The organism is Desulfosediminicola flagellatus, from assembly GCF_005116655.2.
In the GTDB taxonomy this organism is placed as follows: Bacteria; Desulfobacterota; Desulfobulbia; order Desulfobulbales; family Desulfocapsaceae; genus Desulfopila; species Desulfopila flagellata.
Map to the genome: position 1 here is coordinate 3,515,542 of NZ_CP050698.1, position 24,349 is coordinate 3,539,890.

Genomic DNA, 24,349 nt, shown 5'->3' on the forward strand with positions numbered 1-24,349 from the left:
GTCTGCGAAAAGAAACCATCAAACGCCATGATCTTAAACAGTTAATTGAGTTCCAACATAAAACTATCTATTGTCCAAACCCTCGAAATTTTTTCTTAAAAGATGAAGATTCCTTTTCTCCATCAAGAATCCTCCGTAGCATCTGCAACTCGGCCCTGGCCGCTCGCAGCTCACCTTCCAACTCATTCTGCTCAGTGAATGATGCTGTTTCAATCATTTTCTCAAGCCTGCTTACATTCTGCTGGGCTTTGTACATATCTTTTGCAATTGCTCGAATCGACATCTCTTACCTTAAGTACTGATCCATCTTTATTAAAATAGTATTTTAAAAGTACAGAATAGCATACATGGTATTCACTTAACCTCAACCTGTAACTATTGCAGCAGAAAGCCTCCTTTACCATCCGCTTTGGGGCCGACAACCCGTAATTGCGGAAACACTTTCAGAGCAATCAGCAACGCCAGCGCAACGGCCAGCATCAGGGCAGGCACCCTCAAAACCGATGCCAGATTAGCTGCATTAAACAGTGCAATAGCTTCAAGCAAATCAAAAGTGAACCACAAGGCTAATATCCTGTAAACTCCTCCATGAAAGTTGAAAGCAAAATAGCAGCCGACAAGTGGTGCAATCACCTTAATTGCTAAAAAAAGTGTCGGTTTGGTCATATCAATTGGAAAAGCCGAAAGCAAAGTCAATACTGCGCAAGCTAACAGCAATACAATGAAGACTGCATTGAGTCGTAAGTATTTGCTGCGCTTTTCAGGTGTTGGAATAGCACTGATGGCATACGCAATTTTAACAGTATCAGCAGGAGAATCTGCTGCAAGTTTAGCCAGTATTTCATGGCGGGTAAGGCCAGTCTGACTGAGCCTTTCTATCTTTTTTGTGAGTGCTGCAAGCCCCATAAATTCCTCTTTTATATAAAATGTCTACTCATTGCGTTTCCAAATACCATAAACAACCTTTACTATAATATCATCAATTGGAATTATTACAGTATTGCTATGTCAAAGATACTGCCATTACCATAAAGAAGATTATGCAACGAGTTAAAACTACACAATGGAGAAAACCCTCATGAAGATCAGTCAAGTACTTCTCATCCTTGTTCTGCTTACACTTCCTGCCGCCGTTCTGGCAGAAGAGAGAGGACGAGCAATTTCAGTGAAAGGCAGTTCGGAGAACACAGTAAAAGCCGATTATGCAAAAATTCATAGTCAACTCAAGGTGGTCAGTATATCTATCGAAGAGAGTTATAGCCAGGTGACGTCTAAACTCATCACCCTCAGTAACGACCTGCAGGAGTTTGGTATAACAAAGGATGAGCTCGTCGTTTCAGTTATCAGTCAGGGACCTGAATACCAATGGCGAAATAACTCTCGCGAATTACTCGGCTATTATTCAGCCTGCTCGTTAGTGGTAAAAGTCAAAACAATTGAAGACGCTTACAAAATTCATAAAACGTTATCAAAAGAGAGCGCCCTTGCGGTCGGCCACACAGAATATGGCAGGACTGATGCCTCTCAACTGGAAAACCTTGCATTACAGGAGGCACTGAAAGCTGCCAGAACAAAAGCAGAAATGATGGTTGAAGCACTCGGAGCCAAACTGGGTCAGCCTGTTCTGATTCGCGAGGCAGGAACTCCGACGCTAATAAACCATCCGGGAACTCTCCGCATGGCAGAAGCAAGTAGTACTGACCCTTCTTCAGTAACCACCGTTGGCAATGTAACGATTCGCGGAGATGTTATTGTTGATTTCGAGATACAATAACATCCCCATCGCAGGCATGTACAAGCTGAATAACTCTGTAAACACGAGAACACTTGGGAGTGTTCAGCTTAACCATTCACAACGCGTAAAGGTGATTTGCTAATATACCCTTTGATATTCTCTACTGTCTGAGCAATTATTCGTTGCCGTGCCTCTTTGCTGGCCCAGGCAACATGCGGAGTAACTATCAGGTTGGGAATATTACTATTTAGCAGGGGATTACCATCTTTAGGCGGTTCGACAGTCAGTACATCAAAAGCTGCGCCAGCGATTATGCCGTTTTTTAATGCTGCAGCCAGAGCGATTTCGTCAACTATACCGCCTCGTGCTGCATTAACCAGAAATGCTGTCGGCTTCATCCTGGCAAGCGCCGCCTCATCAATCAGGTTTCGTGTCGCGTCATTTAAAGGACAATGCAAGGTGATGACATCTGCCTCAGCCAGTAATTCATCAATTGACATTCTGCTGTCATCCGTTGCCCCTGGTCGTGCGCCAACAAGAACCTCCATGCCGAAGGCTTCCGCTATCTTCGCCACCCCTTTTCCAAGATTGCCATACCCGATTATTCCGAGTTTTTTTCCTTTCAGCTCAATTATCGGATAATCAAGAAAACAGAATTGCCTGGACGTCTGCCAGCGCCCTTCACCAACAGCCTTATTATACTGTAGCAAGCTGGTATGCAGTGCGAGAATAGAACTAAAAACATGCTGAACCACTGAATCGATCCCATACGCCTGGCAGTTACAGACGGTTACACCAGCCTCTTTTGCAGCCTTCAGATCAACGACATCCACACCTGTTGCTACCACGCAAATAAGTTTTAACGCTGTGGCGGATTGTAACGTCTCACTATCAATTTTGACCTTGTTTAAGATGATTATCTCAGCGCCGTCAATTCTGCTGGCAAGTTCATCAGGTTGTGTTGCCGGGTACATATCAATGCTGCCGCAAATTTCATTGAGCGCATTGAGATTACAATCTTCAAGACCTTCTACATCAAGAAAAACAGCCTTCATCGCACTTCCTTTTGTATTGTGTTCGTGGTTCTATCGCTTCAGTTTTTTTCAAATTTGCCGCTTACTAGATAATACCCGACCGAAAACCGCAAATTTCACCAGCTCTTTCGCTGGTCTCAAATTGTAATCCTCACAAGACTCCGAGTATTCCTACGGTTAAAATTATAAGTCACCTTGAACTTGAAAAAATTTGCCGGTTTCTATTCAGATCCTAGATATCGTTAAATCCACCATATTGGTCTTCAAAAAGTTGCTTGCCATTTTGAAGAAAATTCTCAAAATCCCAGGCTGATGTCGAAAGACGATGAGCATATTCATCTTTAAATACATAAGCCATCGCAGATACGGTTTCACCATCACTGTCCCGGGCTACAGAAACCGGAATACGATTGTACATCTCCCCCTCAAACAGATCCAGGCGTTTAACGGCATCAGCTGGAACGTTGAGATAAAGAATACCTGTCACCTTCTGTCCGGCTTCTGAGATTATTCCCGGATACTGCTCTCCTTGAACCTGAAAGCGCTGGTATCCAGACAACGTAACGCTCACAGATTCCAGAAGGGTTCCGGATACTTCCCTCATTATGTCAGGAGCCATCAACGTGCCATATGTAAATAGATTCACACGAATTTCCATTTGTAACATCTTTCAATATATGCCTGCAGCAATTGGGGAATAGTATTGAAGGATTGATTTATCAGTATAATTTCTATAGTATCAGTTAGGTACATAGAATCTTCAATTAGCCACTCAAGGATTTTACATAATTCAGGGATATGCACAACATCGGTTTTAAGAAACCAGAAATAACTCGTAGATCAATACAGCTGCTGAAGATAATTACACTTCCGCTGCTGCTCCTGTTGTTATTGCCAGCTGGTTGTACCAAAAAGGTTATCCCACCGTATTATGGAACTTCCCAGACAACACAAAACCAATCTCCCACATCTGCGAGTAAAGCATTATATCAGTTTTATAATCACTGGAAAGGCACACCGTACGCGTTGGGTGGCATGTCAAAAAATGCCATTGATTGCTCTGGACTGACAGTTCTGGCTTTTAAAGATGTTTTTGGATTGTCACTGCCGCGAACAGTATCTGAGCAGGCTACGAAGGGTAAGAAGGTTGCGCGCTATTCACTGCAACCAGGGGATCTGGTATTTTTCAAAACCGGTTTTTTCCAGAAACATGTAGGGATATATGTGGAAGAAAACAGATTTATCCATGCATCCAGCTCAAAGGGCGTGGTTATATCCACGCTCGATGAACCGTACTGGAAAAACACATATTGGAAATCGACGCGAGTCTATAGATTATAGTAGGAAGAACAATAACCTAATCCTTGCCCCTGCCCTTTCGGGCGTTGTTCTATCTTCGAATCACTGCCATATGATTCAACCATGTTCAAACCGGATTTCTCATCACGAAAGTTTTTCGCAGGCCGAGGTACAAGCCACGTCGCTGTAGTAAACTACCGCAAGTGGCTTGTAACGCTGCAGCTGAAGGTTTGCAGTGATTCGATTGCACCCTCACAGGAGAATGTTTTAACTCATTCTCTTTTTTAACTCTTCCTGATCTATTGCTGCTTTTATCATTCTGAACAACTCACGGTAATGCAGGCGGTTTCTGGTCTTAACGTAGCTGTAAACTATCTTGCGTATCTCTTGTTCTTCTAACGCAGGGTAATGTCCGACCGCATATGTTATTTCAAAAGCAGGCCAATCCATGTCCCATTGACGATGTTCCTGCATGGTTTCTTCTTGATTCTGGATAGCCTCGCTGATTATCGCATCACGGACACGCTCAGCCTCATGAAAGGATTTTTTATCTTTAAGATTGGACCCTTTTCTCTCTTGAAGATAATTATAAATTTCATCCAGAGGTTCCTGCCGCATAACCTTTGCAAGATGCTTTATCTGGCGCTTACGTGAGCCGCCTTTCAACCCGCGGGTCGCAATAATTTCTTCTTTCAGCTCATCACTGCAAGGCAGTTTTTTGAGATCTTTGTTAGTAAAATCTGCCAATTCTTCAGCTACTTTTTCTGTCTGCTTAAACTGGCGCTTTACCTCAGATTTGCTTATGTATTCTGTCATAGTTACTCAACATCTGTGAACTTCCAGATGATTCTATTTTTTGATTTTCTATCTATTTCAATGTAACGAGCGAAGGCTCATAATCACCCGGGCTCTGAAAGCCGAGGAGATTAAACAACGTTCCTGCCACATTGGCGAGGCCTGGCGCCTCAACTCCAGCGAGGGCGAAGCTGTTACTGTTATTATAGTCCTTCACAACAAACGGCACAGGGTTAAGAGTATGTGCTACCATCGGTGAGCGTTTACCGTTTTTCTCTGTCCACATACAATCGGCGTTGCCATGATCAGCTGTTATAACTGCAATCCCACCTGCCTTTTCTACAGCTTTGAGCAATCTGCCTAAGCAGAAATCCACTGTTTCGACGGCGATTCGAATAGCCTCCGGGACACCGGTGTGCCCGACCATATCACAATTTGCATAATTCAGACGCAGAAATTTTTTATCACCTTCGCGTAATTTAGCAATAACCTTGTCGGTTATCTCTGCAGCTTTCATCCAGGGACGTTGATCAAACGGGACTAAATCAGAAATAATCTCTTCATATGTTTCAAGATCAGCCTGTATATATCCTGAGCGATTCCCATTCCAGAAGTACGTTACATGACCATATTTCTGGGTCTCGGAAATCGCATAGGATGTCACACCAGCACCGCACAGATACTCACCCATCGTATTATCTATTGCTGGTGGCTCAACGAGATAGTTTGCTGGTATATGCGCGTCACCATCATATTGCATCAGACCCGCGTAAAAAACATCAGGGCGTCTTACCCGATCAAACTCTGTAAAGGTATCCTCTTCAAAAGCTTTTGATATTTCAATAGCCCTGTCACCACGGAAATTAAAAAAGACTACGCCATCACCATCTTCAACAGTCCCGACCGGTGAGCCGTTTTCAGTAATGACAAAACTCTCCATATATTGATCTGTAATATCAGGGTCTTCATCGTAATATGTACTGACGGCTTCTGAACAGCTGGCGAAATTTCGTCCCTCACCCAGCACATGTGCTTTCCAGCCATATTCAACTACTGCCCAGTTTGCGTTATAGCGATCCATAGTGGTAATCATTCGACCACCACCGGAAGCTATACGATAATCACGACCATCAGTTGAAAGCGCGGCCAATTTTTCTTCGAGCGGTACGATGAAATCGAGCGCACTCTTGGCACCCACATCACGTCCATCAAGCAAGGCATGTATCCTCACTTTTTTGGCACCGCTCTCAACACAACCATCTAAAAGTGAATAGAGCTGCTCAATATGGCTATGAACATTGCCGTCAGATACGAGACCGATAAAATGCAGGGTGCCTCCCTTTTCGGCTCTGCTCATCAACTCGGACCATGCTTTGCCTGTAAATACCTTTTTAGATTCCAGCGCCTCATTAACAAGCATTGCACCTTGCGAGAAAACCCGACCTGCACCGAGCGCGTTGTGGCCAACTTCAGAATTTCCCATATCCCCATCAGAAGGCAGCCCGACAGCTTTACCATGTGCTTTAAGATTTACATGCAATTCTTCTTTAAATAACTCATCAAGAACAGGTGTGTTGGAAATATATACGCCATCGCGTTCGTCCTGGCTCCCGATCCCTACTCCATCCAGAACAATCATTACTACCGGACCGTCAAAACTGGAGTAACCATTAAGGGGCTGTAATTTTAAAGATGTCATTTTCGCTCCAATGCACATAAGTTGAGATTATTGAATGTATGATCACAGCTTAGAGTAATGGTCCCGACCTGAGCACTGTTCAGATTTAATGCTAACAATCACTAAAAGCAATGTGGTATTTTAATGGGTACGTGTGGCGGTCAGAAGTAACATAACCTGCTCTATTGATGCAATAAACGTTATCAGAAGAAACATTTATTTGCTGTAGCGGCAGGAACTATCTGAGACGAACTCACTATAAGCATTTTTACTGTAATGTTTAGAAACCTTTTTTCAGATAATATTTTCTACTGTAATCAGTAGCTACCAGCCCTCAATATTTTTTTTCATCAAAGCATCTTCTCTATTGTGCAACCTGTCTCTTCTGCATACATGGCATATCCTTAAGATTAGGAGATTACTTAATGCACGACATTGTAGAAGCTGTTATTTTGACTCTGTTTTAGGAAGTTTAAAGCAATTGATGGTGCTTTTTTAGGTTTATCAACGTCATCAATTCTGCTATTGTCCAAAACAGGTTTATGAAAAAGACGGTGTGCAAAACCAACAACAACGTAACACTCCATCTCTTTTCCACTATTAAGTTTTCACCCACACAGGGATATTCACCAAATAATGGAAACACAGTTTATAGACAAACGAACTCTTGTTTTTAAAATAGACCCGCAAAAGGTCAGTTTTTTTACACTGCTCCTACAGTCAGGTATATTGGTGAAAACAACTTCAGGGACCTCAATCGGGGAATTACTGCAAAGCTTTCCTGACTTTTCCACCGAATACATCATCAATGATATTCAGACCATTTTCTTAAATGGAACTGCTACTGATGACCTTGAAACAGAGATGGAAAATGATAATGATACACTAGCAGTTTCTGCGGCAATGCCTGGCCTGGCTGGAGCGATATTTCGTAAAAATAGTCTCCATGCAGCACTCAGAACAACTCAGGAACAGACGCACACCCATACAACCGGTTCAGATATTACTGTTATTGTGAAGTTCTTTAACACAATAGCACGAGACAGAGGTGCTGGTCTGCTAAAGCAGGGAGTCACAATGCGAGCAGATTCGATTATTCAATTTTTAGATACCAGATCGACACTACCAGGGTATCTGGAATCGATTACTCTGGACGGGAAATTAATCGATCCCAAAGAATTGACAGCAGCCCTTTCTGATCTTCAGACAGTTCATTTCAGTATTAGATACGAATCATGACACCCCAAAATGCAACGAAGGACATGCTGGGCCGCACACGTTTAATCCCAGTAAAAGACGCACAGGAAATACTCAAGTCACATCTTGCAGGAGCTGCCCGACTTACCGAAAAGATATCAATAGAATGTGCACTTAACCGGGTTCTTGCTGAACCGGTTCGTTCGATAGAAAACCTGCCGCCGCATCCCAGATCAGTTATGGACGGATATGCCGTTTGCGCCTCAGATACCTTTGGTGCAAGTGAATCCATGCCCTGCTATCTGCAGATAACCGGTAATGTCGCTATGGGCGAGATGCCTGAAGGTGCAGTCAATAAGGGATGTTGTTTCCGTATTGCCACTGGCGGGTTTATGCCCGAAGGGGCAGATGCAGTAATTATGCATGAGCACACAGTCCCGATAGACGACACCATGATTGAGATTGTTAAAGGTGGCGGAGCAGGTACCAACATTATCGGAGTAGGAGATGATATACGGGATGGGGATGAACCACTCACTCCCGGCCACGTTCTACGGCCGCAGGATATCGGCTTACTGGCCGGTCTGGGTATTGCTCAAGTTACTGTCTATAAACAGGTTCGCGTAGGCATTCTGGCAACCGGTGATGAGATCATTCCCCATACTGAAACGCCGAAGCCCGGAAAAATTCGTAATATCAATAGCATTGCTCTGGCAGCATATGTTAACCAAGCCGGTGCAATACCTAATGATTACGGAATAGTTTCTGATCAAAAAGAGATTTTCTTCCCCACAATAGAACAAGCAGTGAAAGAAAACGATATTGTCTTGTTCTCAGGTGGAAGTTCAGTTGGTGTACGTGACCTTGGAGAACAGGCGGTTGAAGCTCTTGGGCCTCCCGGAATACTTGTTCATGGCGTAAAACTTAAACCTGGCAAACCGGTACTCATTGGGCTTAGCGGCACAACTCCTGTTTTCGGGCTGCCCGGCCATCCAGTCTCTGCACTGGTATGTTTTGACCTCTTTGTCAAACCAACAATCAGCCGGCTTTCAGGAATACAACTTGAGAGTGCCACACCTCAAGCCACTGTTTCAGCAGTTCTTAGCCGGAATATGAACTCTGCTGCGGGAAGACTTGATATCGTCAGGGTTCGTTTAGTGCGTGATGGAGACACTATCACAGCAGAACCTGTCATGGGAAAATCCGGCGCCATCTCAACGCTCTCCAGAGCACACGGATATTTTGTTATAGACGAAGAAAGCCAGGGTATAACCCAGGGCTCCATTATAGAGGTAATAGAATACAAATGAGTACCCGCAATATTTACGTTAAAAACACACCGCTAAGTGAAGCCCGCCAGAAATGGTTTGCCGCGCTTGATGATTGCGGTTTTTTCAAAAAAGGTCTTTCTGAAACAATTCCGGTAGACGAATGTCTTAGTCGTGTAACATCTGAGCCAATCTTCGCCCTACGAAGTTCTCCTGCCCATAATGCCGCAGCAATGGATGGTATCGCCGTTAATTTTGCATCGCTTGCTTCTGCCAGTGAGGCATCGCCGGTGATCTTAAAACCAGAGCAGTTTAGCCAGGTAAACACCGGAAACGCCATTCCAGATGGCTTTAATGCTGTGGTCATGATTGAAGACGTGCACGTTATGGAAAACGGCTCAGTTGAGCTGATGCAACCAGCAACTCCATGGCAGCATATCCGAACAATCGGCGAAGACATTGTTGCAACTGAGCTCATTCTTCCTGAAGGGCACCATATTCGCCCAATAGATCAGGGTGCAATGCTTGCAACCGGTGTTACCACCATCACAGTACAACGTCCACCGAAGGCAACAGTAATTCCGACAGGCAGTGAACTTATTGAACCTGATGCAGCCCCCAGGCCAGGAGAAATTATTGAATTTAATTCACGTATTCTCTCTGGCTACCTCAACGACTGGGGTGCAGATGCTTCACGGTCAAAGCCGGTTGCCGATGATCCGGAAAAACTTAAAAGTGCTTTAATAGCTGCTGCTGCCGAAAATGATTTTGTCGTGCTCAACGCCGGTGCATCCGCGGGAACCCGTGATTTCAGCTCAAATGTACTGCGTGAAATAGGTGAAGTTATCGTTCACGGTGTCGCTATAAAACCTGGAAAACCAGTAATTTTAGCACGAATTGGCAACACACCTGTAATCGGGCTGCCAGGATATCCGGTATCCGCTGTTCTTACGATGCGGTTATTTTTAAAAGAAATGATCACCACCCTGCTCGGCCGGGATATGGAAAATCATGGCTCAATAGAAGCTGTGATGTCAAGACCCGTTCATTCTTCAATGGGTGTAGATGAGTTTGTCCGCATCACTCTTGGCAAGGTAGGCGACACACTTATGGCAACACCTGCCGGTAAAGGTGCCGGTGCCGTAATGTCCCTTGTAAGGGCCGACGGTATTCTAACCATCCCGGCAGGAAATGAGGGTGTTGGTGCTGGTGAAAAGGTAGAGATTGAACTTGTTCGCCCGCAAGCTGAAGTAGACGCGACCCTCGTTTTTATTGGTAGTCACGACAACATTCTTGACCTGCTGGCAAATCAGCTGCACAAAGAACGCCCCCTCACTAGAATCTCATCAGCACATGTAGGTTCTATGGGCGGTATCATGGCGATCAGACGCAATGAAGCACACCTTGCAGGCTGCCATCTGCTTGACGAAACCACAGGCGAATACAACATACCGTTTATTAAGAGGCTACTGCCGGATACTCCGCTGCAACTCATTAACTTATGCTACAGAGAACAGGGGTTAATGGTAGTTAAGGGTAATCCGGAAAAGATCACCGGCTTTGAGGACATGGTTAAACGAAACCTCACATTCATCAATCGTCAGGGAGGTGCAGGCACACGACTGCTCACCGATAAAATCCTTAATGATCTGAAAATCGAGCCATCTCAACTTGCCGGTTACGACCATGAAGAATACACCCATATGAGCGTTGCCGCCGCTGTTGCCAGCGGTTCTGTTAATGCGGGAATGGGTATTCGAGCAGCCGCCATAGCACTTGGCCTCGATTTTATCCCGGTTGCTGAAGAGCGCTATGACCTGATTGTACCATTGAAATATCTGGATGACCCGAAAGTTCAAAAGGTTCTTAACCTGATTAGAACCGGAGATGAATTTCACAAAAAGATTCTCGCCCTGGGAGGGTACAGCCTTAGGGATGCAGGAAACATCATGTACCAAATGGATTAACTGAAACACATCATTAGCCAAAACACTCAACGACTACGGGTATAGTCGAAAAGCGTTAGCTGGAATAGCAATAACCTCACACCACATGCAGGAGGAAGTTTATGAATGACAAGATTTTTCGTGTAAACCTGTCGAATCTGACCACCAGTGTTGAAGATGTTCCTGAAGCCTGGGCCGGTCATGGCGGACGCGGACTCACCTCAACTATCGTTGCGGCCGAAGTGGATCCTACATGTCATCCACTCGGACCGAACAACAAGCTTGTATTTGCACCCGGCCTGCTCTCAGGAACCGTAGCAGCAAACTCAGGCAGAATGTCTGTTGGCGCTAAAAGCCCGCTTACAGGTACAATTAAAGAAGCTAACGCTGGTGGTACTTCAGCTCAACTTCTTGCCAGATGCGGTTGTAAAGCACTCATTATTGAAGGCAAGCCTGCCGGTGATACCTGGTATAGCCTCGCGGTTACTCCAGAGGGTGTTACCATTGCTGAAGAGACCGAGCTTATCGGTAAAGGTAACTTTGCTGTTGTTGAAAGCCTTTCAGAACGCCTTGAAGGTAAACCTGCCGTAATCACCATTGGTCAGGCTGGCGAAATGAGAATGGCTTCTGCTAATATCTCCGTAAAAGATCCTGATGGCGGTATTCGCTCCCATGGTCGAGGTGGTCTTGGTGCTGTAATGGGTTCTAAGATGGTTAAATTCATCACTATAACCCCAGGTGACGGTAAAGTTGAAATCGCTGATCCTGACAAATTTAAGGCAGCCAACCGTGCTTTTGCTAAAGCTCTCGTTGACCATCCTGTAAGCCAGGCACTTGGCCAGTACGGCACCAACGTTCTCGTTAACATCATTAACGAATCCGGTGGCCTGCCAACCAGGAACTTCACCCAGGGACAGTTTCCCGGACATGAGAAAATCTCCGGCGAGACCATGCATGACACCATCCAGGAACGTGGTGGCAAAGTAAAGCACAACTGCCATGCGGGTTGTGTCATTCAGTGTTCACAGGTTTACAATGATGCCAAAGGCAAAAAGTTGACCTCCGGCTTTGAATATGAATCAATCTGGGCAATGGGTGCTGACTGTTGCGTAGAGAACCTTGATCATATCGCTGAAGCCGACATGATTATGGATGATCTCGGAATTGACTCCATCGAAACCTCTGTAGCTTTCGGTGTTGCAATGGAAGGCGGACTTCTTGAATTTGGTGATGGTGCAGGAATCTGCAAGATCTTGAGAGAAGACGTTGCTAATGGTACCGGACTTGGTCGACTCATCGGTAACGGCGCTGGCGCTGTTGGTACCGCTTACGGTGTTACCCGGGTTCCTGTTGTTAAAAATCAGGCAATTCCAGCCTACGATCCTCGTGCGATCAAAGGTATTGGTATTACCTACGCAACTTCAACACAGGGTGCCGATCACACAATGGGTTACACCATTGCTACCAACATTCTCAACGTCGGCGGTGCAGTTGATCCGTTGTCAAAAGAGGGTCAGGTAGAACTTTCCAGAAACCTGCAGATCGCAACAGCAGCAATCGATTCTACCGGCATGTGTCTCTTTATCGCATTTGCCGCCCTGGATAACGAGACCTGCCTGCCATCTCTGATTGACCTCATTAATGCTCGCTTTGGTATTGCACTTACCGCTGACGATGTAACCAATCTCGGTATGCACATTCTGAAGACTGAAAAAGCATTTAATGAGAAGGCTGGTTTCACCAGTGCTGACGACCGTCTGCCTGAATTTTTCTACACAGAGCAGGTTCCGCCACACAATGTTGTTTTCGATTTCTCTGGTGAGGAGATCGATACTTTCTGGAATTTCTAAATGAAAGTTAGCGTTAAACTCTTTGCCTACTTCCGGGATAATCGATTCCTGGAAGAAGGCAGGGAGTATAAAAATAATACCACGGTAGGTGATGTTGTTGACGGTCTTGATATTGACAGAGAAGAAGTTGGAGTGCTCATGATCAATTCGCGTCACTGCCAATTTGAAACCGAATTACACGAAGGAGATATACTCGCTATATTCCCGGTAGTCGGTGGCGGATGAACTGACAACTCATTTTGTGGTATTTATTAAGTAATATTATACTGTTTCAATACAGGGGGGTTGGAAAATACACATTTTTTTCCAACCCCCTGTACATTAAGCATATTTTGAACATTTCTTCCCTCTTCCGTTGCCATATCTCTTTGCAATCGTAATGATATTACAAAATATAGTTTGCCTATACTCACAATACTCTGATAATATCTTTTGATATACCAACCTATAGTAACCACTGTAAATATTAGGATAGGGTAATATGGAATCTATTCGGGCAGCCATCATTGAGTGCAGAAACACAGCTGCAAATGAAGATGAGTTTATACTGAAAATGCAGGATCTTATTACAGAACACGGCAATAGTGTTTATCCTGTTATTTTTAATACACTCACCACGCTTGACCTGCCCCTCAAGACCGCCGAAGAATACTGGCACACGTTGAAGGAACATAGACGCAAACTCATTTGGAAGCTTGATCGAGAGGTAAACCTTGTTACAGCTTTAAGTGATTTCCTTGCAACAAAAACCAATTTTCTCCCTAATGCCCGTCTTGTAGATTCCCGTACTTTTGATCGGATCGTCACCGGAACAACCCACGACACCCTCACTGGCTTATTTAATCGAACCTACTTTGATGAGACATTTGAACAACAGGTCTCACTTGCGAAACGTTATAATACAGACCTTTCTATTCTCTTTCTTGATATTGATGATTTTAAAGAAGTGAATGACTCTCTGGGCCACATTGCTGGTGACGTTGCTCTCCAGGAAGTTGCAAGTGCTATTCGACGCGCAAAACGGGAAAGTGATATAGCAGCCCGTTATGGTGGTGAAGAGTTCGTCCTGCTTATGCCGCTTACACCTAATGTCAGCGCCTCTATTCTTGCAGAGCGTATTCGAAAAGAGATTGAAACAACACATATTCATTACGATAAGCATGTATTTTCTCTCACCATTAGCGGCGGATTAGCCTCGTACCCTCTTAACTCTGTTGATCCAAAAGATCTGCTCCAAATGGCAGACAGTGCTGTATATCTTGCGAAAGGAGCCGGCAAAAACCTTATATCGCAATTTAAACGTGAGCAGAGACGATATCTTCGGGTTAAATTGCGAAAACCTATACTGGTCCAAGAGCTAGGGTTTGACGACGAACAGGTTTTTTCAGGTCATTGTAAAGATATAGGAATGGGCGGCATTTTGTTTGAAACTCCTAGTCCTTTAGCTTTAGGTAGTACTCAAAAGATGAGTGTTCCGGTAAATAACGGAGACCCTGTCCTTCTGATAGGCAAAGTAGTTCGTATTGAAAAGAGTGATCCAGACACCTTCAATATAGGTTTAAGTTTTTCATTTAAAGAAATGGCAAAAACTGCCAGCAACCAGATCGCAACATTTCTTAAAGAAAATGAAATGCCTGAAATTCCTGACTTCAGGTCACACTGAGCGATCGGCAGTTATCACCAGATATTTTTTGAATAATCTCATATTACATCCGATTTCCTTATAAGCAGCCTTTCCCGTCAACCTTTCCTGAGACGTTTATTCAATACGAATTTATGCAGCATTTTTTTCTTTTGCTATAGCTTAATGAGTTTTCATCGCGAAACGAAGGATTACCATCTCAATCGAGGCGCTCAATAAAATTAATCACAGCCATACCCATGATATTGCAAGGATATATTTTCAAGAGCAACGAAGAGTTAGATAAAAAGCACCAATTTCGGATGGAAACTCATTACATCTCTGAATATTTAGCCTCTTGTTACTCCTTCTGGAAATAATCAGGTTGCTCTACATTTCTTGCTGATCTTACACGAAAGTGATGGTAAGCTTACAGTATAGTAACTGTCCGATTTCCAACTGCTACCACATCACCCAGGCGTTCTATGAAAACAGTACATGTCATCGTGCACGGACGGGTTCAAGGTGTTTTTTTTCGTGACTACACACAACGTAAAGCCAATCTGCTCGAGTTATCAGGTTGGGTCAAAAATCAGCCGGACGGATCTGTTGAAGCCTTGCTCTCAGGAATGCCAAAATCAATTGATACCATGATTGAATGGTTCCAGGAGGGTTCACCCCAATCAACGGTAACCGCTGTTACTGTCGATGAGGTTATTCCGACAGAGAAACTCAGAGGCTTTGAAATTCGCTACTGACAAACAATAGATGCTACTTGAAATCTCAAATCTTAATCTTTGGTTTCATACCGAAACCGCAACGGGTACTCTCGGTCGAACCCAGGTTCTTCATGACATAAACCTCCAGATTGGCAGTCATCAGACCATCGCACTGGTTGGCGAATCAGGATCCGGCAAATCGGTCACAGCGTTATCCGTCCTCCGATTACTTGAAGACAGCTTTAATGTCGATACAGAAGGTTCGATCAGATTTACCGGCCGTGAACTGCTTCCTCTGACTCTGGATGAGATCCGTACTATTCGCGGCAATCGAATTTCTATGATTTTCCAGGAACCGATGACCTCGCTTAACCCTGTGTACACGATCGGCAATCAAATGATTGAACCGCTCATAATGCATCAGAGTATGAACAAATTTGATGCTGAAAAAGAAGCTATACGATTATTGGGTCGCACCGGAATCACCGAACCAGCTGCAAGAATGCATGTCTACCCCCACCAGTTATCAGGTGGACAGCGCCAGCGTGTCATGATTGCCATGGCACTGGCATGCAGGCCGAAATTGCTTATAGCTGATGAACCGACAACAGCTCTTGACGTTACAATCCAGGTCCAGATTCTTGAGCTCATAAAAGATCTGCAGGACGAGTTTGACATGTCGGTACTGCTTATAACCCATGATCTTGCACTGGTGAGAAGAACGGCTGACTATGTCTATATAATGAAAGACGGAGGGATTGTTGAATCAGGTGACACCGAACAGATACTCAATAATCCTAAAGAAGCATACACCATACACTTGATGTCGTCTGTTCCATCGGGGGCACCGGCCTTAAAAGATAAAGCGCCCATACTTCTTGAAACCAGAGGGCTCAATTGTACCTTTAAAATCAAGACAGGTTGGACCTTTCCACTCAAACGAACAACACGGAGCATTGCAGCCGTAGACAATGTGAGTTTTAATTTAGAGCAGGGAACAACCTGCGGCATTGTTGGAGAATCCGGATCAGGAAAGACCACCCTTGCCATGGCAATCTTAAAACTTGTTAAGAGTTCAGGAGAGATACTTTTTAATCAGACAAACCTTCAGCCGTTGTCAAACAGGGAGATGAGGAAGTTACGGCATGATATCCAGGTTGTCTTTCAAGACCCCTATTCATCCCTCTCTCCCCGACTCACTGTGCATCAGATTATTGAAGAAGGATTAAAAATTCATACTCCGAAAAGCACAAAGGATGAACGAAGTGATTTTGTATTTGCAGCACTTGAAGAAGTCGGACTAGAACCTGACATGGCCTGGCGTTACCCTCATGAATTTTCCGGCGGTCAACGACAGAGAATTGCCATCGCCCGGGCAGTGATACTTAAACCTAAATTGCTTATTCTTGACGAACCGACATCAGCGCTTGACGTCACCATCCAGGCACAGATTATTGAATTACTACTTGATCTTCAATCCCGCTATAACATGAGCTATCTATTTATATCTCATGATCTGCGCGTTGTCCGCGCCTTGTCAGATTATATTGCTGTGATGCAGAACGGACAGATTGTTGAGGCAGGGCCTGCCCGGGAAATCTTTCAATCACCCGGACAGGAATATACAAAAACACTGTTTTCAGCAGCGCTGGGAAACTAGTTTAACAGCATCATTCAGCAGGCTCTGTTTCCATATGCTTACTACGACATTTATCACCTGCAATGTCTTTCTCAAATAAAGAATGTCCTCGCTCCATTGCGCAAAAATCTCCGCACATGGTACATGTCTTCTCATTATCAGGTGTTCTGCTCTTACGAATCGCCTTAGCCTGCTCAGGGAACATCAGCAATTTAAAGTGATCTTCCCAGGCGCTGTCACGTCGTGCTAATGCAACACGTTTTTCCTGCTCTCTTCTTTCCGGGTACTTGGCAATATCACCAATTCGTGCTGCAAGCCTGGTGGCTCTAACACCTTCACGCACATCCTGTTCGTTTGGCAGTGCAAGATGCTCAGCCGGAGTAATGTAACAGATAAGGTCTGCACCATGTCGAGCTGAGTTTGCCGCACCGATCGCTGCGGTGATATGATCATAGCCAGCACCTGTATCTGCGGGCAGTGGTCCAAGAACATAATATGGTGCACCGCCGCTCATTGCTTTTTCCAGCATGATATTGCCTGCAATTTCGTCAAGCGGAACATGACCCGGACCTTCAACCATCATCTGACAACCCATCTCACGACCAAGTTCTGCAAGCTCACAGTTGATGATCATCTCAGCCATTTGTGCTCTGTCATGACTATCATGAATTGCTCCTGCGCGAATACCGTTTCCGAGTGAGAGAACCGCATCGTACTTCTTCATCAGGGCACAAACTCTGTCAAACTGTTCGTAAAGTGGATTTTCCTTTTTATGGTATTCCATCCAGGAGACCATAAAGGTGCCGCCTTTCGATACCAGACCACCATACCTGAACCCCTGCTTTCTCAAGCGCTCGATGGAGAACTGATTAATACCGCAATGAATTGCCATAAAGGAAATACCGTCTTCAAGCTGGCGCTCAATAAGCTCAAACAGATACTCCGCATCAAGTTTATTCGGGTTCTTATATTTTTTAGTGGCTTCAGCAAATGCCTGATACAAAGGCACGTTACCCACAGGCAGGCTGCATTCTGCCAATACCGCCTTACGGATACCATCGAGATCACCACCGGTGGAAAGTTCCATCAAGGTGTCCGCTTTCTCTTCCTGGGCTGCGCGAGCTTTCTGAATTTCAAGATCAACTGAATGTATATCTGAAGAGGTACCGATCGATGCATTTACCTTGGTACGTAAACCTTTACCGATGGCAACTAAGTTCTGATCAGGACGACCCGGGTGACACGGCATGACAATGTGACCATATGCAAAACCGTCCCGAATTACTGTTTCGTCAATGCCCTCATCCGCTGCAACTTTTTTCATTTGAGGAGTAATGATACCTTCACGTGCAAGTTCTAACTGCGTTTTCATAACTGCTCCTATAAAAATTTCATGCATTGCTCTCGGGCATAAAAAAAGTCCGCACCACAATAATGTGGTACGGACTTTTCTTGAGCAATAAAGTCATTATCTCTTCCAGGCAGGTCTTCTGACTTACGGATCATTCTCAGACTGCGCCTTCCCATCTGCTTTGCAAATCAGCATAAGCAGGCAGTGACGTAATGCAGTCGTCGTCCCCGAACACAGCGCCGGCCCAACGTTACGGATTTTCACCGTATTCCCTTTTCACTTTCTCCCGCAACTGGGTGAAAGCACCTGGTTGAGTTATCGATTATGTTACAGCAAGACAGTAGCCGAATTGACTGCTGTTGTAAAGATCACTTTTTGGGCTCAGTTTATTTTGTGACAGAGATGACGAAGAGTTAATATTGCATTACTATTCTGAGCTATTACTCTGTATACAACATACTATCGCACATGTCTTACAGCACCTACTACCAGCTAGACATGGTTACTCAAGGCAATTCTCACTTTCTACCATTGTTGACTTATGTTTCCTCAGGATTTTCTCAGCTCTGTACCGCATTCTCCCGGCGTCTATTTAATGCTCGGCCCCAAATCAGTAGTTCTCTATGTGGGAAAAGCAAAAGATCTGTTTAAACGACTCTCTTCCTATGCACGATATAAGGGAGCGGAATATAACAAAACACGAATAATGCTTTCACAGGTTGCCAAGGTTGACACCATCCTGACCCATACAGAAAAAGAAGCACTGATTCTTGAAGCATCACTCATAAAAAAGCATAAGCCCAAATACAATATCATTCTTCGTGATGACAAGAATTATCCCTTTATAAAAGTGACCTCTCAGGAAGAATGGCCCCGAGTACATATGGCCAGACGTAGGAAAAAAGACGGAGCCAGATATTTCGGTCCCTATTCTTCATCGTCAGCGATGTGGTCAACACTGAAGCTTATCGCGTCTCTGTTTCCGCTTAGAAAGTGTAAAGGTGGAGAACTTAAACAACGTAAACGACCGTGCCTTAATCACCAGATGGGAAAATGCCTTGCCCCATGTGCAGGACACGCTGATCATGCACTCTATACCCAGCATGTGAACAGTGTGATTATGATCCTTGAAGGTCGTAATAAGGATCTTATCCGACGGCTTTCCGAGCAAATGCAGGAAGCTGCAACTTCTCTTGATTTTGAGTTGGCTGCGACCTTGCGCGACCAGATTAATGCATTAAACCGGACCCTTGAAAAGCAGGTTGTTTCCAGCGAAAACGCCACAGACCAGGATGTTTTCGGGTTCTCGCGAAAGGGAACCGCTGTAGCGATCAGCCTGTTATTTATTCGTGAAGGCCTCTTAACCGGCAGCCGTAATTTCTTCTTAGAAGATCCTTATGGCGAAGATCAGGTCATCCTCTCGCAGGTACTCACTCAATATTATGATCAAGACAGCTATTTACCAAAGGAAATTCTTTTGCCATTTGAGCCTGAAGACCTTGAACTGATTGCTGATAGCCTTTCAGATCTACGAGGAGCAAGACTCTCTCTACTCGTCCCCCAACGCGGTGACAAAGTGCAGCTTATTACTATGGCTACCGCCAACAGTGATCAGGTATTCAGCGAACGTGAGAAAAAGAAAAAGGGTTGGGAGTCTCTTGCTAAAACCATTCAACACAAACTCCATTTGCAGAAATCACCTGAGCGAATCGAATGTCTCGATATCTCAAACATCAGTGGTAAGCAGGCTGTCGGCTCTCTTGTCTGCTTTGAAAAAGGTGAACCTGCAAAACCCAAATTCAGGCATTACAAAATTCGCACCATTGACGGCCCTAATGATTACGGCATGATGCGCGAGGTCTTAAACCGCAGACTCAGTCGCGGGATTGAAGAAGAAGACCTGCCTGATCTTTTTGTCGTGGATGGTGGTAAAGGCCAGTTAAGCATGGCGCTGAGTGTAGCAGAAGAGCTGGGTATCAGAGATTCAATTGACTGGATCGGCATTGCCAAAGAAAAACAGGAAGAAGGCGAAAAACTCTATAAGCCCGGTAGAAAAAACCCGATCCTGCTTCCCTCCCACAACCCTGTACTTCTCTATATCATGCGTATCCGTGATGAATCACATCGCTTCGGCGTAACATTTCACCGCAAACTCAGAAACAAATCGACATTTCACTCAGAACTCGATCAGATTCCCGGCATCGGCAAAGAACGAAAAACACGACTGCTCAAACACTTTGGCAGCTTAAAAAATGTGCGGGCAGCTTCAATAGAGGCGTTAACAGAGGTCGATGGAGTTGGTGGTGAAATGGCTAAAGGAATATTTGAACATTTTAATACTCCGGTTTGAAGTACCCATTGCAGCAACAGATTCTTTTACTACACTACAAATCAGGAAAACCTGCTGTAATACAATATCAAGTTCGCCTGATTTACAGTGTTCGTTAGAATATCTGACAAGTTGCATCGCTCTTTCAGCAGCGGGAGTGCGCTTTATTCACCTGCTAAGCTCCAGATAGTCGAGGTCTTTCCCCCCATTCACATAGTCATATATCCTCACCTGCTTTGAACTTACACGTCCCTTAAATGTTGTCCAAATCTGAAAGGTATTTTGATCTGTTACGTCTAGATGACCGCTTCCATTGATACTTCCAACAAAAACTTTACCATAAGGAAAGGCTGTAACTGTTCTTATGGTGATATCTCTGCCACATTGTTCTATAGTTGCAACAACCATTTGAGAACCGTATTGTAAAAGTCGTAATTTACCCTGCCAGTCGGTTCCTGCAATATCTGCCCCAACCGGATCAAGCTCGCACCCCACCGTACTACTACTGCTAATGCTACTGTCACTACCACCTCCCCCTCCTCCACCTGCAATAGCAATGGCACCTATACCGAGAGCCACAGCACCACCAATGATAAGTGCTTTATTAGGCGTCGAAGTGGTTGTACTGCTCGTTTCTTTTGGAGATGATGGTTTAAAGGTCTTGTCTTCCTGAGGCGCTTCGATATCTGTTGTCGCACTATGCTTTTTGCTATCATTTAATACCTCAACAGCAGAAGCGGTTCTAATTCCAGTACCTAATATCAATTGTACAGCCACCAAAAAGCCAACTCCCCACATTCCCCCTCTAAAATAATTATTCACAACACTCTCCTTTTCGTTGTGTTATTTAGCCAGTACCCCATCCACTGGCCTCTTTAAAAAATCTTTGCCTCCAGCACTGAACGTAATCATCAAGACAGCATGCAATTTGTGAAACGCAGAACGGACCAGTCCATCCCCCCTACCAATGCTTGGGGATGTTACACGTTTCCTGCTAACGTGAAATTACCTCGACATACCTTCTTGACCCACCGTCATTTGGAGAAGGAATAAAGCATGATACATCATCTATCGGTTAGTATTCAAATTTTATTAACGATTGAATACTATAATTAAGAAAAATTCTCTTTTTGTCTATAACCTCTAAATATTTTGAGATATGTATAGCTATCAGCCGAATTGGAGATGAAGATAAAACTCTGGATTATTCCGGAAACAAAATGGTGATAGAATCACTACGCGAATCATATTGAGAAAAATTACTTTATCACTTAACACCACTGCACCACTGGATAAATTCTTCATCCGTTATACCGTGAGCCCTATAACATCCAGGATGATAGTATGGATCGCCAATGCTAAGCGTTTCACGCCAACGATGTTGAAAATCATGCTTTTCTAACATCCACGTATCTTTATGACGACTCTCATGAATTCCTGTCCTCTCAACCACCCAGTCTGCTTCACAATACGGCGTATAGATATTTATATATCCTTTGGTCCTCAATCTAAAACTCAGATCAACTGCAGCCAGTATTCCAGGAAAGAGTTGAGCCCGAAAACCGCCTGAAGAGATAAACAAACCAGCTTTCACCATAAAGAGTTCCATGGGCACCGCCATCACTTCCTGTGGCCATTGCAAACCATTCATGTGAATTGAGCATGATGTGAGAAACTGCATAAAATACAATGGGGATTCACATCGTATATTAGGGATATGATCAACCTTTTCCATTTCTGCCAGAGAATTCAACCTACCACGAACCATACCCACTTCACGACTCTGTCCGTATTCGATGAGCGCTTCCAGCCATCCGTATTTTTTAATACACACATCACTTGAGACAAAAACCAGATAGTGACCAGTTGCATCCTTCGCTGCATTATTGAATGCCTGCGCTTTAGTGAGTTCCTCGTTTTCTAGATAGATTTCACTTGTAATCGACTCACCCAGCTGAGCCTGGAGTCGCAAACACCATTCCCTTGCCTCAGGGTGGTTACGGGTACAAACCAGGATATATTCTGCATTGGTATATTGTGTATTCTGTGCAAGTAAAAGCACATTGTGAAATGATTCATCAGTTAATGCCTCAATATACGCCAATACAGTTACCGGCAATTCTTCAGAGATTGCCCGTGAAGTTTTGTAGTAAAATTTCCATTCTGTTGCTTCAACTTTACCCTGAATACGAGTACGGGCAAGTGATGCCTCTACTGCTGCTATTCCTGCACTATCAGCATACCCTTTTTGATCATGGTTGATGCTGGTCGAAGTCTCGGATGCCCGCCAGTGATATACAACTTCGGGGACATGAACAACCATTCTCGCCACTTCTGTGAGCTTGAGGAGTAAATCGAAATCCTGCGCACCATCAAGCTTCGGATCACATCCACCTACTTTTACAAATAACTCTCGTAGCGTTACAACAAAGTGTGTGATGTAGTTGTGGCAGAGCAAAAGCTCCCTGTTGTATCCCGGCTTATAGAATGTTGAGAACTGTCTGCCATCTTCACCTATGAGATCTTCATCGGTATATAAAATATCTGCACCGGTTTCATTGATGGTTTTTACTATCTGATATAAACAGTCCATCGACAGTTCATCATCATTATCCAGAAATCCTATATACGTGCCGGTAGCCAGCGAAACTGCACTGTTCGTTGCTGCTGCAATCCCTCGATTTTCTGTATGTCTGGTAACATGGATACGCTTATCGAGGGTAGCCCACCTCTCAAGAATCGGCCTCACATGCGGCGCTGTGCTCCGGTCATCACAGAGACAAATTTCCCAGTGTGGATATGCTTGAAACAGTACCGAACGGATACAGTTATTGAGATGGTGAGGTGCCGGATTATAGACAGGGACAATAATAGAGATAACAGGTTTAGAAGCTAAATCTGCAATTCGCTGATCTGCGTAGGTCTGATGAAACACACCGAACTTCAGATAATGCTCCAGCATTGAATGATGCCAGTTGTTTTTTACTGGATAAGAAGCCCTGTAATATTCTGGGTCAAACCACGGAGCAGGTGATCGTTTATCAATATTTTCCTTCTTTTTATAATGAGCAAACGGTTCCGGAATATATTCACCACGTTCATTATTTCCCTTAAGATAATAGCTGCTTTTAAAGATCGGTAACGGATTTTTCCCTTCATGCACTCCATAATCAATGTAATGGTGCCATAAGGCAAGGGTATCTCTAGGCAACCCGGGGTTCTGATCATGGTACCATCCTGAATCAAAATATGCCGGTGGATTATCCCTCACCGCATCAACCTTCTCAAGGAAATAAATAAGAGGACAAACATCCCCACCCTTTAAACGATGTACTACTCTATGATACTCTCCCCGTGCAAAGATTTCTGAAGGTAAATACCCCTTTTCCCATCCTTCATCCAGATAGTGAAATAACGGATTTGTCTTTTCAGAAAACTCACCGCCGTGCCTTGTCAGATAATATGCGGTATCAAAGTAAACATTGGGATTATTTCCGTTCTGCCAACCTTCATCAATATAATGGACCAGAGGATCTATCTGGCCCTGGGTTATGTCATAATTGCGGGTGTAATATAAGCTGTCAAAGATAAGACTGGGTCTTCGACCTTCACTCCAGCCAGAATTACAATAATGCAGTAGAGGATCACCTCCCTGCGATGCAACATCAGGATATCTGTTGAGATAATAGATTGGATCAAAGAGGTCTGAAAACAATATCTTCCGATATTTCGGATTGTTACACAACAACACAAGCTGTCTAACACGTTTTAGTACCATATTCGTAATTGAGACGTTTTTTAAAAATAGTTATACAGATTAAGAGTAATGACAGCACCTTGCGATTAATCATTCGTCTGACAGCTACACAAGAAGTATGTAGATGACCT

At 44.2% G+C, this 24,349-nt stretch carries 20 protein-coding genes and 1 riboswitch; of the genes, 11 read left to right on the top strand and 9 right to left on the bottom strand.

The window, feature by feature from the left end; genetic code table 11:
• Positions 1-67: 67 nt before the first annotated feature.
• Together FCL46_RS14505 and FCL46_RS14510 are read right to left on the bottom strand one after the other, a co-directional pair.
• Entirely contained in the window at positions 68-283 is a 216-nt protein-coding gene (locus FCL46_RS14505; protein WP_136807499.1) for a hypothetical protein, read from the bottom strand.
• Between the two features lie 92 nt (positions 284-375).
• Positions 376-906 (bottom strand): hypothetical protein, encoded by a 531-nt coding sequence (locus FCL46_RS14510; protein WP_136807497.1) that lies wholly within the window; start codon positions 904-906, stop codon positions 376-378.
• Between the two features lie 172 nt (positions 907-1,078).
• Here FCL46_RS14510 and FCL46_RS14515 point away from each other — a divergent pair, with 172 nt between their 5' ends.
• A complete protein-coding gene (locus FCL46_RS14515; RefSeq protein ID WP_167505874.1) occupies positions 1,079-1,774 on the top strand; it encodes an SIMPL domain-containing protein in 696 nt (231 codons plus the stop codon).
• 68 nt (positions 1,775-1,842) lie between these two features.
• Here FCL46_RS14515 and FCL46_RS14520 read toward each other — a convergent pair whose 3' ends face one another.
• Entirely contained in the window at positions 1,843-2,790 is a 948-nt protein-coding gene (locus tag FCL46_RS14520; protein WP_136807493.1) for a D-2-hydroxyacid dehydrogenase, read from the bottom strand.
• A 211-nt stretch (positions 2,791-3,001) separates the two neighbouring features.
• Entirely contained in the window at positions 3,002-3,415 is a 414-nt protein-coding gene (locus FCL46_RS14525; RefSeq protein ID WP_167505873.1) for a gamma-glutamylcyclotransferase family protein, read from the bottom strand.
• Positions 3,416-3,567: 152 nt separating this feature from the next.
• Between FCL46_RS14525 and FCL46_RS28265 the strand changes: the two genes are divergently transcribed.
• Positions 3,568-4,110, top strand: coding sequence for a C40 family peptidase (locus FCL46_RS28265; RefSeq protein WP_228723226.1), 543 nt, complete (start codon positions 3,568-3,570; stop codon positions 4,108-4,110).
• Positions 4,111-4,335: 225 nt separating this feature from the next.
• Here FCL46_RS28265 and yjgA read toward each other — a convergent pair whose 3' ends face one another.
• Positions 4,336-4,884, bottom strand: a complete 549-nt coding sequence (yjgA, locus tag FCL46_RS14535) for a ribosome biogenesis factor YjgA (RefSeq protein WP_136807489.1) — start codon at positions 4,882-4,884, stop codon at positions 4,336-4,338.
• Between the two features lie 52 nt (positions 4,885-4,936).
• Positions 4,937-6,562, bottom strand: a complete 1,626-nt coding sequence (gene gpmI, locus FCL46_RS14540; RefSeq protein ID WP_136807487.1) for a 2,3-bisphosphoglycerate-independent phosphoglycerate mutase — start codon at positions 6,560-6,562, stop codon at positions 4,937-4,939.
• 615 nt (positions 6,563-7,177) lie between these two features.
• Between gpmI and FCL46_RS14545 the strand changes: the two genes are divergently transcribed.
• The 8 genes from FCL46_RS14545 to FCL46_RS14580 all read left to right on the top strand — a co-directional run bounded on the left by FCL46_RS14545 (position 7,178) and on the right by FCL46_RS14580 (position 16,802).
• The gene (locus FCL46_RS14545) at positions 7,178-7,780 is read left to right on the top strand and encodes a hypothetical protein (protein ID WP_136807485.1); all 603 of its coding nucleotides are present in this window, start codon (positions 7,178-7,180) and stop codon (positions 7,778-7,780) included.
• Entirely contained in the window at positions 7,777-9,048 is a 1,272-nt protein-coding gene (locus FCL46_RS14550) for a molybdopterin molybdotransferase MoeA (protein WP_136807483.1), read from the top strand. Before FCL46_RS14545 ends, FCL46_RS14550 begins: the two co-directional genes overlap by 4 nt.
• Positions 9,045-10,973, top strand: coding sequence for a molybdopterin biosynthesis protein (locus FCL46_RS14555; protein WP_136807482.1), 1,929 nt, complete (start codon positions 9,045-9,047; stop codon positions 10,971-10,973). Before FCL46_RS14550 ends, FCL46_RS14555 begins: the two co-directional genes overlap by 4 nt.
• A 101-nt stretch (positions 10,974-11,074) precedes the next feature.
• The gene (locus FCL46_RS14560; protein WP_136807480.1) at positions 11,075-12,802 is read left to right on the top strand and encodes an aldehyde ferredoxin oxidoreductase family protein; all 1,728 of its coding nucleotides are present in this window, start codon (positions 11,075-11,077) and stop codon (positions 12,800-12,802) included.
• On the top strand, positions 12,803-13,027 hold the full coding sequence (locus FCL46_RS14565; protein ID WP_136807478.1) for a MoaD/ThiS family protein: 225 nt from the start codon (positions 12,803-12,805) through the stop codon (positions 13,025-13,027).
• 256 nt (positions 13,028-13,283) lie between these two features.
• Positions 13,284-14,465, top strand: a complete 1,182-nt coding sequence (locus FCL46_RS14570; RefSeq protein ID WP_136807476.1) for a diguanylate cyclase — start codon at positions 13,284-13,286, stop codon at positions 14,463-14,465.
• 443 nt (positions 14,466-14,908) lie between these two features.
• Entirely contained in the window at positions 14,909-15,181 is a 273-nt protein-coding gene (locus tag FCL46_RS14575; protein ID WP_136807474.1) for an acylphosphatase, read from the top strand.
• A 10-nt stretch (positions 15,182-15,191) separates the two neighbouring features.
• Positions 15,192-16,802, top strand: coding sequence for an ABC transporter ATP-binding protein (locus FCL46_RS14580; protein ID WP_136807472.1), 1,611 nt, complete (start codon positions 15,192-15,194; stop codon positions 16,800-16,802).
• A gap of 10 nt (positions 16,803-16,812) precedes the next feature.
• On the opposite strand, the gene thiC is transcribed toward FCL46_RS14580, so the two are convergent.
• Positions 16,813-18,153: a phosphomethylpyrimidine synthase ThiC gene (gene thiC, locus FCL46_RS14585; RefSeq protein WP_136807470.1), complete on the bottom strand. Its 1,341-nt coding sequence runs from the start codon at positions 18,151-18,153 to the stop codon at positions 16,813-16,815.
• A gap of 91 nt (positions 18,154-18,244) precedes the next feature.
• A riboswitch (cobalamin riboswitch) is annotated at positions 18,245-18,457 on the bottom strand.
• Positions 18,458-18,673: 216 nt separating this feature from the next.
• On the opposite strand from thiC, the gene uvrC reads away from it, so the two are divergent.
• On the top strand, positions 18,674-20,482 hold the full coding sequence (gene uvrC, locus FCL46_RS14590; RefSeq protein ID WP_136807468.1) for an excinuclease ABC subunit UvrC: 1,809 nt from the start codon (positions 18,674-18,676) through the stop codon (positions 20,480-20,482).
• 147 nt (positions 20,483-20,629) lie between these two features.
• Here the strand turns inward: uvrC and FCL46_RS14595 are convergent, their stop codons facing one another.
• Together FCL46_RS14595 and FCL46_RS14600 are read right to left on the bottom strand one after the other, a co-directional pair.
• Positions 20,630-21,283 carry a hypothetical protein gene (locus tag FCL46_RS14595; RefSeq protein WP_136807466.1) on the bottom strand — a complete coding sequence of 218 codons (654 nt, stop codon included), beginning with the start codon at positions 21,281-21,283 and terminating at the stop codon, positions 20,630-20,632.
• A 445-nt stretch (positions 21,284-21,728) separates the two neighbouring features.
• Positions 21,729-24,176, bottom strand: a complete 2,448-nt coding sequence (locus FCL46_RS14600) for a glycosyltransferase (protein WP_167505872.1) — start codon at positions 24,174-24,176, stop codon at positions 21,729-21,731.
• Positions 24,177-24,349: the final 173 nt, after the last annotated feature.

Coding starts and splice junctions, on each gene's coding strand:
- FCL46_RS14580 (WP_136807472.1), top strand. CDS start 15,192: ATGCTACTTGAAATCTCAAATCTTAATCTTTGGTTTCATACCGAAACC.
- FCL46_RS14520 (WP_136807493.1), bottom strand. CDS start 2,790: ATGAAGGCTGTTTTTCTTGATGTAGAAGGTCTTGAAGATTGTAATCTC.
- FCL46_RS14550 (WP_136807483.1), top strand. CDS start 7,777: ATGACACCCCAAAATGCAACGAAGGACATGCTGGGCCGCACACGTTTA.
- FCL46_RS14575 (WP_136807474.1), top strand. CDS start 14,909: ATGAAAACAGTACATGTCATCGTGCACGGACGGGTTCAAGGTGTTTTT.
- FCL46_RS14565 (WP_136807478.1), top strand. CDS start 12,803: ATGAAAGTTAGCGTTAAACTCTTTGCCTACTTCCGGGATAATCGATTC.
- FCL46_RS14510 (WP_136807497.1), bottom strand. CDS start 906: ATGGGGCTTGCAGCACTCACAAAAAAGATAGAAAGGCTCAGTCAGACT.
- uvrC (WP_136807468.1), top strand. CDS start 18,674: ATGTTTCCTCAGGATTTTCTCAGCTCTGTACCGCATTCTCCCGGCGTC.
- FCL46_RS14545 (WP_136807485.1), top strand. CDS start 7,178: ATGGAAACACAGTTTATAGACAAACGAACTCTTGTTTTTAAAATAGAC.
- FCL46_RS28265 (WP_228723226.1), top strand. CDS start 3,568: ATGCACAACATCGGTTTTAAGAAACCAGAAATAACTCGTAGATCAATA.
- thiC (WP_136807470.1), bottom strand. CDS start 18,153: ATGAAAACGCAGTTAGAACTTGCACGTGAAGGTATCATTACTCCTCAA.
- FCL46_RS14570 (WP_136807476.1), top strand. CDS start 13,284: ATGGAATCTATTCGGGCAGCCATCATTGAGTGCAGAAACACAGCTGCA.
- gpmI (WP_136807487.1), bottom strand. CDS start 6,562: ATGACATCTTTAAAATTACAGCCCCTTAATGGTTACTCCAGTTTTGAC.
- FCL46_RS14505 (WP_136807499.1), bottom strand. CDS start 283: ATGTCGATTCGAGCAATTGCAAAAGATATGTACAAAGCCCAGCAGAAT.
- FCL46_RS14515 (WP_167505874.1), top strand. CDS start 1,079: ATGAAGATCAGTCAAGTACTTCTCATCCTTGTTCTGCTTACACTTCCT.
- FCL46_RS14555 (WP_136807482.1), top strand. CDS start 9,045: ATGAGTACCCGCAATATTTACGTTAAAAACACACCGCTAAGTGAAGCC.
- FCL46_RS14560 (WP_136807480.1), top strand. CDS start 11,075: ATGAATGACAAGATTTTTCGTGTAAACCTGTCGAATCTGACCACCAGT.
- yjgA (WP_136807489.1), bottom strand. CDS start 4,884: ATGACAGAATACATAAGCAAATCTGAGGTAAAGCGCCAGTTTAAGCAG.